The organism is Duganella callida (assembly GCF_004614165.1).
GTDB classification, from domain to species: Bacteria; Pseudomonadota; Gammaproteobacteria; order Burkholderiales; family Burkholderiaceae_D; genus Rugamonas; species Rugamonas callida.
Genome location: NZ_SPVG01000041.1, coordinates 18,681 through 28,080 on the forward strand (window position 1 = coordinate 18,681; position 9,400 = coordinate 28,080).

The following is a 9,400-nucleotide window of genomic DNA, read 5'->3' on the forward strand; positions in this document are numbered from 1 at the left end:
GACTTCTCTCGGTTTGCGTTGTTCGGTAGGCCGTCACACCATGGCTTCGGCGTTTTCCTGCGCCAGCAGGCGTTCCACTTCCTCGTCCGACAAATCCTCGATGTCCAGCGCCGCCAGATCGATATCGCTGGTCTGGAAGCGGCTCAGCTCGGCCGATACGACCGCTTCCGCCAGCGTCGCCAGCACCGGCGTCTGGAACACGCTGATCAGCGGCACACTGACGCCGGTGGCGTCGCGCAGCCGGGTGACGAACTGAGTGGCCAGCAGCGAGGTGCCACCCAGCTCGAAGAAATGGTCCTGGCGGCCGACACGTTCAAGTTTCAGCAGCTCCTGCCAGATCGCCGCGATGGCCTGCTCCACCACGCCTTCCGGCGCGGCGTAGTCGCGGCTGATCACGGCGGCGCGGTCGGGCGCCGGCAGCTGCTTGCGATCGACCTTGCCGTTCGGCGTCAGCGGGAAAGCGTCCAGCACCACGAAGGCGGATGGCAGCATGTAGTCGGCCAGATGCACGGCCAGCTGGGCGCGCAGTCCGGCGGCCGACGGCGCCGCGCCGCTGTGCGCCGTCAGATAGGCCACCAGGCGTTTGTCGCCAGTGTGGTCGGCGTGCGCCACCACCATGGCTTCGCGCACGCCGTCGCAGGCCGCCAGACGCGCTTCGACTTCGCCCAGTTCGATGCGGAAGCCGCGGATCTTGACCTGGAAATCGTTACGACCGATGAACTCGATGTTCCCATCCGGCAGCCAGCGCGCCAGGTCGCCGGTGCGGTACAGGCGCGCCTGGGGCTGACCGCTGAACGGATCGGCAACGAAGCGTTCCGCCGTCAGTTCCGGGCGGTTCAGGTAACCGCGGGCGACGCCAGCGCCGCCGATGTGGATCTCGCCCGGCACGCCGACCGGCACCAGCTGGCCATGCGTGTCGAGGATGTGGATCTGCACGTTGGCCATCGGCTTGCCGATCGGGACACTGGCGCCGATGCCGCCGTCGCAGCGGTGGATGGTGGCGCACACCGCTGCTTCGGTGGGACCGTAAGCGTTGAACAAGGTGTGGTGCGCCGACCAGCGGCGCGCCAGTTCGGGCGGACAGGCGTCGCCGGCCACGATCAGGGTCATGGGTTCCAGCTGCTCCGGCGCGCCACACACGGCCAGCGCCGACGATGGCAGGGTCACGTGAGTGATGCCCCGGCTGCGCAGCGTATCCAGCAGCGGCGCGCCGGGCAGCATGAGGGCGGCATCGGCCAGCACCAGGCGCGCGCCGCTGGCCAGGGCCATGACGATCTCGGAGATGCTGGCGTCGAAGCTGAAAGAGGCGAACTGCAATACGCGGCTGTCCGGGCCGACGCCGAAGGCGGCGCTCTGCGCCAACGCCAGATTGCACAAGCCGTAGTGATGGTTCATCACGCCCTTCGGCTTGCCGGTGGAGCCGGAAGTGTAGATCAGGTACGCCAGATGCTCCGCCGTCAGGCCCAGCGCCGCCGGATCGGGATTGCCGTCCGCCTGCGCGGCGATGCATGCGGCCTCGCCATCATCGTCCAGCAGCAGCGTCGTCACGCCGTTTTGCGGCAGGCGGCCAAGCAGCGCGGATTGCGTCAACAGCAGCGCCGGGGCGCTGTCTCCCAGCATGTAGGCCAGCCGTTCGGCCGGATACGCCGGATCGAGCGGTACATAGGCGCCGCCCGCTTTCAGGGTGGCCAGCAGCGCCACCACCATGTCGACGCCGCGCTCGACGCAAATGACGACGCGTTGATCCGGCTGCACGCCCAGACCGTGCAAACGGTGCGCCAGCTGGTTGGCGCGACGGTTCAGTTCCGCGTAGCTGACGGATTGCTCGCCGATCTCCAGCGCGACTGCCTGCGGCCACGCTGCGGCCTGCGCTTCGAACAGGCGGTGGGCCAGCGCCGGCTGTGCCACTTGTTGCGCCGGCTGATTGAAGTCGGTCAGCAGCTGGCGACGCTGCGCTTCGGTCATCATGGGCAGTTGGGCGATGCTGGCGCCGTCGTTGGCCGCCATTGCCTGCAGCAAGGTGACGAAGTGGCCGGCGATGCGCTCCGCCGTGGTCTGGTCGAACAGGTCGCTGGCGTAACGCAGGCTGCCGATGCAGTCGTCGCCGGTGTCGGTCAGCGACAGCGTCAGGTCGCACTGAGCGGTGTCCTGCGCCTGTTCGATCGGGCTCAGGATCAGGCCGGGCAGATCGAGTTCGCTGTGGCTGGGGGTGTTGTGGATGTTCAGCATGACCTGGAACAGCGGGCTATGGCTGGTGCTGCGCTCCGGCTGCACCGCTTCCACCACCTGCTCGAACGGCAGCTCCTGATGTTCATAGGCGGCCAGCGTCTGCGCCTTGACCCGGGCCAGAAGTTGCGTCACATTGACGTCGCCATCGAGCGTGACGCGCAGCGCCAGGGTGTTGACGAAGAAGCCGATCAGTCCTTCCAGCTCGGCGCGCGGACGGTTGGCGACCGGCGTGCCGATCACCACGTCGCTCTGCCCTGACAGACGCGCCAGCACGGCGGCCCAGCCGGTCAGCAGGGTCATGAACAAGGTGGTTCCGTGTTTTTGGCCCAGCGCTTTGAGAGCGGCGCTCAGGTCCGTGCCCAATGCCAGCGGCACGCTGGCGCCGGCGTAGCTCTGGCGCGGTGGACGCGGACGGTCGGCCGGCAGTTCGAGCAGCGCCGGTGCGCCGCCCAGCGTCTGTTTCCAGAACGCGTGCTGCGCCTGCAAGGCGTCGCCCTGCAGGCGGCTTTGCTGCCAGGCCGCATAGTCGCCATACTGGATCGCCAGCGGCGGCAGCGGATCGGCGTTGCCCTGGACGTAGGCCGCGTACAAGGCGCTGACTTCGCGTACCAGCAGGCCGATCGACCAGCCGTCGGAAATGATGTGGTGCTGGGTCAGCAGCAGCACGTGTTCGTCGTCGGCCACGCGCAGCAGCTGACCGCGGATCAGCGGGCCAGCGGCCAGATCGAACGGCCGCACCACTTCGGCGGCGCTGATGTCGGCCAACGTACGCTCACGCTCTTCGCCGGACAGCTGGCGCAGATCGCGTTCGCTTAGCGCAAAGCCGATATCGGCCGGCGCAATCGTCTGCACCGCATGGCCGTCGACGCCGGCAAAGGTGGTGCGCAGGCTCTCATGGCGCGCCACGATGCGGTCCAGCGTAGCCTTGAGTGCGGCCCGGTCCAGCGTACCTTGCAGGCGCAGGGCCGCCGGTACGTGATAGGCGGCGCTGGCGGCGCGGTCGAGCTGGTCGAGGAACCACAGGCGCTGTTGCGGATGCGATGCCGGCACCACGCTGCCCGGTGCGCGCAGCGGGATCGCGTCCAGTACCTGTTCCGGCACGACGCCCAGCTTGCGTTCGATTTCAATCGCCTGGGCGGCGATGGTCGGCGTATCGAACAGGGTGCGCAGCGGCAGTTCGACGCGGAAGCTGGCGCGGATGCGAGACGCCAGTTGTACCGCGATCAGCGAGCTGCCGCCCAGCAGGAAGAAATGGTCATCGATGCCGACCGGCCGGATGCCCAGCAGATTTTCCCAGATCGCCGCCAGTGCGCGTTCGGTCGCCGTGCGCGCCGCTGCATAAGGCGTCGGCAATACCGGACGCTGGTGGCTGGACAGCGCGGCCGGTACCGCTTCGTCCTGCGCGGCTTCGGCCGCGGCATATTCCGCCACGCCGGCCGCCGCGCCATCTTCGGCGTGGTCGGTATAGCGCTGCTGCGGCGCCACCCAGTAACGCTTGCGCTGGAATGGATAGGTCGGCAGCGGAATGCGGCCGTACGCGCGGTCTTCATGGAAGGCGCTCCAGTCGATGGCGCGGCCGCCGGCCCACAGCTGGCCGACGGCGCCCAGCAACACCTCCAGCCCACTGACGGCGGCGCCGGCGCGTGGCAGCGTGGTGGCGGTCGTCACCGGACGCCCCACGGCTGCCGCCTCGCGGCGCAACAGATTGGCCAGCGTGTGACCGGGGCCGATTTCGAGATAGATCTGGCCGGGCTGTTCCAGCAGCTTGTTCAGGCAGGTGCCAAACTGCACGGTGTGACGCAGGTGCGCCACCCAGTAATCGGGCGACGTCGCCTGCTCGGCGGTGATCCAGTCGCCGCTCAGGTTCGACAGGTAAGGCAGGCTTGGCGCGTTCAAGGTCAGCCCGGCGCAGACGACGCGGAATTCTTCCAGGATCGGTTCCATCAGGCCCGAATGCGAGCCTGGCCAGCCTTCCAGCAGCTGATAATCGATGCCGTCCTGGTCCAGCTGGGCGGCCAGTTGACGGGTCGCTTCCGGCGTGCCGGAAATGGTGCACGCCTGGCTGCCGTTGACGCAGGCCAGCCACAGGTCCGGTCCCAGACGCGCTTGCACCTGCTCCGGCGGCATCAGTACGGCCAGCATGTTCCCGGTCGGCAGATCGCCGATCAGGCGGGCACGCGCCGCCACCACGGTCAGCGCTTCGCGCAGCGAGAACACGCCCGCCAGGCAGGCGGCGACATATTCGCCCAGGCTGTGGCCGACCATGGCGTCCGGCGTGACACCCCAGGCTTCGAGCTGGCGCGCGATGCCGTATTCGACCGCGAACAGCGCCGGCAGCGCCAGCGCGGTGCGGTTGAGTTCAGCGCTGGCTTCAGCCGCCGGCATCGCTGCGCCGGAAAACATCACGTCGCGCAGATCTCGGCCAAGAATCGGCAGCAGGATGGCGGCACATTCATCCACGGCGGCGCGGAACACCGCTTCCGACCCATACAGGTCGCGGCCCATGTCGACATACTGGGTACCGCCGCCCGGGAACATGAATACGACTTTGGGCTGCGCACCATCGGCTGGCAGCGGCGATGCCGGCACGACCTGCGCCTGCTGCAGGGCGGCCACCGCGCCGGCGGCATCGGCCGCCGCCACGGCGCGACGATAGCGGAAGTGCTGGCGGCCATGGAGCAGGGTCCAGGCGGCATCGGCGAGGCTGGTATCCGGCTGCGCGGCGAGGAAGCCGGCCAGGTTGGCGGTGGCGGCATCCAGTGCGGCCGGGGTCTTGGCCGACAGCAGCAGCACCTGTGCGGGGCGCGCTTCGGCCTGCGCCGCGGTCAAAGGCGGCTGCTCCAGCACCACGTGGGCATTGGTGCCGCCCAGACCGAAGGCGCTGACGCCGGCACGGCGCGGCTGGCCATTGCTGTCCCATGGACGCAAGGCGGTGTTGACGAAAAATGGACTGTTGGCGAAATCGATGTGCGGGTTGGGCGTGCCGCAATGCAGGCTGGCCGGGATTTCGCCATGCTTGACGGCCAGCGCCGCCTTGATCAGGCCCGCCACGCCAGCTGCCACGTCGAGGTGACCGAGATTGCTCTTGAGCGAGCCGATAGCGCAATACTGCTTGCGCGTGGTGCCGGCGGCGAAAGCCTGTTTGAGCGCGCTGATTTCGATAGGGTCGCCCAGTTTGGTGCCGGTGCCGTGCGCTTCGATATAGCCGATGCTGTCGGCACTGACGCCAGCTACCGCCTGCGCCTCGCTGATCACGGCCGCCTGGCCGTCGATGCTGGGGGCGGTAAAGCTGATCTTGTCGGCGCCGTCGTTGTTGATGGCCGAACCGCGTATCACCGCGTGGATGGTGTCGCCGTCGGCCAGCGCCGCTTCCAGGCGCTTGAGCACCACCAGTCCCAGGCCGTTGCCGGTGACGATGCCGGTGGCGTCGGCGTCGAAGGCGCGGCAATGGCCGTCGGCCGAGAACACGCCGCCTTCGGTGTGCAGATAGCCGCGCTTCTCGAAAGTGTGGATCGCCACGCCGCCCGCCAGTGCGATGTCGCATTCGCCATTCAACACGCTCTGGCAGGCCATGTGCACCGCCACCAGCGAGGTCGAACAGGCGGTCTGCACCACCACCGCCGGGCCGCGCAGATTCAGTTCGAAGGCGGCGCGACCGCACAGGAAGTCTTTTTCATTGGCCAGCATCAGCTGTCGGCTGCCGACCGTCTGCACCAGCTGGCGGTTGGAAAACAGGTTCTCGAACAGGTAGGCGCTGAGCGCCGTGCCGGCGAAAATGCCGACCGCGCCGGCCTCGGTGCCCGGCGCGTAGCCGGCGTGTTCCAGCGCTTCCCAGCAGCATTCGAGGAACAGGCGCTGTTGCGGGTCCATGATTTCCGCTTCGCGCGGCGACATGCCGAAGAACTCGGCATCGAAGCGGTCGACATCGGCCACCAGCGACGCCGCCTTGACGTAATCGGGATGAGCGATCATCTCCGGGGCGACGCCGGCCTGCGCCAGTTCCTCATCGCTGACCGCGACCACCGCCTCCAGTCCTGCGCGCAGGTTGTTCCAGAAGGTCTGCAGATCGTTGGCGCCGGGGAAGCGGCCGGTCATGCCGATGATCGCGACGGCGTTGTCGTCATTGCCGGCCATGGTGTTATCAAGCAGATTCATTGTCGTTATCCTTATCGTATTTACACTGCACGCTTGAGCCGATTGCTGCGCTGGGCGCTGCGGTTTCTGCGCATCTCGGCGCGGGCCAGGCCGTCCGGCACCCGCGTCACCATGTCGGCGCCGCCCTTGTCCAGGAAGTCGGCCAGGCGCGCCACGGTCGGGTATTTGAAGTAGTCGGCCACCGCCAGCTGTTGCGGGTAATGGACCGACAGCAGGCTATGCAGCTTGACCACCAGCAGAGAATTGCCGCCCATTTCAAAGAAGTTGTCGTGGATGCCGATCGCTTCCGCTTCCAGCTTCAGCACCTCGGCCCAGGCGCCGCACAGCTGCTGGTCAGTGGCGTGGCGCGGCGCGACATACGCCACCTCGTTGCGGGCGATTTCCGGCGCCGGCAGCGCCTTGCGGTCAACCTTGCCGTTCGGCGTCAGCGAGAAAGCATCCAGCGTCACGAAAGCGCTCGGCACCATGTAGTCGGCCAGCTGCTGCGACAGTTCGGCGCGCAGCGCGGCCGCCGTCAGGGTCGTGCCTTCATGCGCGGTGAGGTAGGCGATCAGGCGTTTTTCGGCGGAGGTGGCGCCTTCGCGCGCAATCACCAGCGCGTCGCGCACGCCGGCGCAAGCCAGCAGCCGCGCTTCGATCTCGCCCAGTTCGACGCGGAAGCCGCGGATCTTGACCTGGTGATCGTTGCGGCCGACGAATTCGATGTTCCCGTCCGGCAGCCAGCGCACCAGGTCACCGCTCTTGTACAGCCGCGCATCCGGACGATCGCTGAACGGGTCGGCGACGAAGCGTTCGGCGGTCAGCTCGGGACGATTCAGGTAGCCGCGTGCGACCTGGATGCCGCCGATGTGCAGCTCACCCGTCACCCCCATCGGCACCAGCCGCATCTGGCTGTCGAGGATGTAGACCGGCGTATTGGCCAGCGGCTGGCCGATCGGCATGGTGCCGCCATGTTCTTGCTGATAGCGGTAGATGGCGGTGATCACCGTGGCTTCGGTCGGGCCGTAGGCATTGAACAGGCGGTAGCGCGAGGCCCAATGGTCGGCCAGGGTAGGCGGCAGCGCTTCGCCGCCGGTGATCAGCGATTCCAGGCCGCCGAGATCGGAGTCGTATGGCAGGGCCGCCAGCAGCGAGGTCGGTGCGCTGAGGTGGGTGATCGCGTGGCGCTTCAGCGTGCGCTCCAGCGGCTCGCCGGCCAGCAGGTCGTCGCGTGAGGCGAGGAACAGGCTGGCGCCGGCGCACAGCGCCATGGCGAACTCGGAAACGCAGACGTCGAAACTGAAAGAGACGAACTGCAGCACGCGGCTGCTTGGTTTGGTCTCGAAGACGTCGATCTGCGCGCGCGAGAAGTTCGATACGCCACGGTGGCTCAGCATCGCGCCCTTCGGTTTGCCGGTCGATCCCGAGGTGTAGATCACGTAGGCCAGATGGCCGGCATGCAGGCCGAGCGCGGCCGGTTCGGGGTTGTGCGCGGAGCGGGCGGCGATTACCGCCAGATCGCGGGGACCGTCCACCGCCACCTTGGGCAGGGCGATGTCGAATTTGTCGGCCAGCGCGGCCTGCGTGACCAGCACCACCGGTTCGCTGTCTGCCAGCATGTAGGCCAGGCGCTCGTGCGGATAGGCCGGGTCCAGTGGCACGTAGGCGCCGCCTGCTTTCCAGATGCCGAACAGACTGACCATCAGGTCGATGCCGCGCTCCATGCAGATGGCCACGCGGTCATCAGGTTTGACGCCAAGGGCGATCAGGTGATGCGCCAGTTGGTTGGCGCGGACGTTCATCTGCGCGTAGGTCAGGGTCTGGTCTTCGTAGCCGAGAGCCAGCGCGTCCGGCGTGGCGGCGGCGTGGGCTTCGAACTGCTGGTGGATCAGTTCATCCTGCGGGTAGGCAGGATTGCGGTGGTTGAACTCCGACAGCAGCTGTTGCAGTTCCGCCTGGCCGAGGAAGTGGTGTGTGTCGTAGGCGGCGTCGGGCTGTTGTGCCATCGCTTCCAGCACGGCCAGGTAGTAGCCGAGGATGCGTTCGGTCTGCTTGCCGCCCAGTTTTCCCGGTTTCAGCTCCAGATGCAGGCCACGCTGGGCGTTGTAGTTGATGTTGACGCCGAGGTCGAAGCCGGTCGCTTCGATGACTTGCTTGTAGCCGTCTTCCTGCGGTCCGCTTTGCAGGTCTTCATACACGTGGAAATTGATGAAGTTGAAGACGATCTCGTAGTACGGGTTGCGGCCGTTATCGACGTGCAGCTGGAAGTAGGGATAGTCGCGGTGTTCGATCACCGCCAGTTCGTTGGCGTAGGTGGCCTTGATCAGGTCTTTCCAGCTGCCGCGGCCCAGTTGCTGGCGCAGCGGCGGCGTGTTCAGGAACAGGCCCAGTACCTTTTCGCCATCCTGCGCTTCCGGACGCACGTTGCTGACCAGGCCAGTGGTGACGTCGTCTTTACCGGACAGCATGGACACCACGCGCAGGTGGGCGCTCAGCAGCACGGTGCGCATCGGCACCGACAGTTCGGCCGCCAGCGCTTGCAGCCTGGCGCACAGCGCGTCGTCCACCCTGGCGGCGCGGTTGCGGTTGGCGCCCTCGCCCGCCTCGACCTGCGCTGGCGGCAGCGCCGAGTAGACGTGGCCTTCCAGGTAGTCGCGCCAGAAGGTGCGATGGCGTTCCGATTGCAGCGCGGCCTTTTCGCGTACAGCGGCGGTTTTCGGCGTCAGGCCGAGCGGCGCCAGCGCGATCTCCTGGCCTTCCGTGGCTTTGAAATAAGCGTTGAACATCTCGGTCTGGAACGACGCGACGCTCCAGCCATCGAGGATGGCGTGGTGGAAGCTGAAGGTGTACTGGATCGTGCTTGCGCTGCGCAGGTGCACGAAGATGCGCAGCAGCGGTGCGCTGGTCAGGTCAAAGCCGTTTTTGCGCTCGTCGTCGATGAACGTGGCTACCGCCTGGTCCTGCTGGTCGCTATTCATGTCGCGCAGGTCGATCACGGTCAGCGGCACGGCGGCGTCGCGCCACACCAGTTGCATCG

Annotated in this window: 2 protein-coding genes; both read right to left on the minus strand. The window is 67.1% G+C overall.

The window, feature by feature from the left end:
- Nucleotides 1-33: 33 nt before the first annotated feature.
- Complete coding sequence (locus E4L98_RS04485) at nt 34-6,384, minus strand: non-ribosomal peptide synthetase/type I polyketide synthase (protein WP_135200374.1); 6,351 nt, start codon at nt 6,382-6,384, stop codon at nt 34-36.
- A 20-nt stretch (nt 6,385-6,404) separates the two neighbouring features.
- Nucleotides 6,405-9,400, minus strand: a 2,996-nt coding sequence (locus E4L98_RS04490) for a non-ribosomal peptide synthetase (protein WP_135200375.1), incomplete at its 5' end; no start/stop codon positions are given.

What these genes read in the sequence shown, in the direction of transcription:
- E4L98_RS04485 (WP_135200374.1), bottom strand. Translation starts at nt 6,384, where the DNA reads ATGAATCTGCTTGATAACACCATGGCCGGCAATGACGACAACGCCGTC.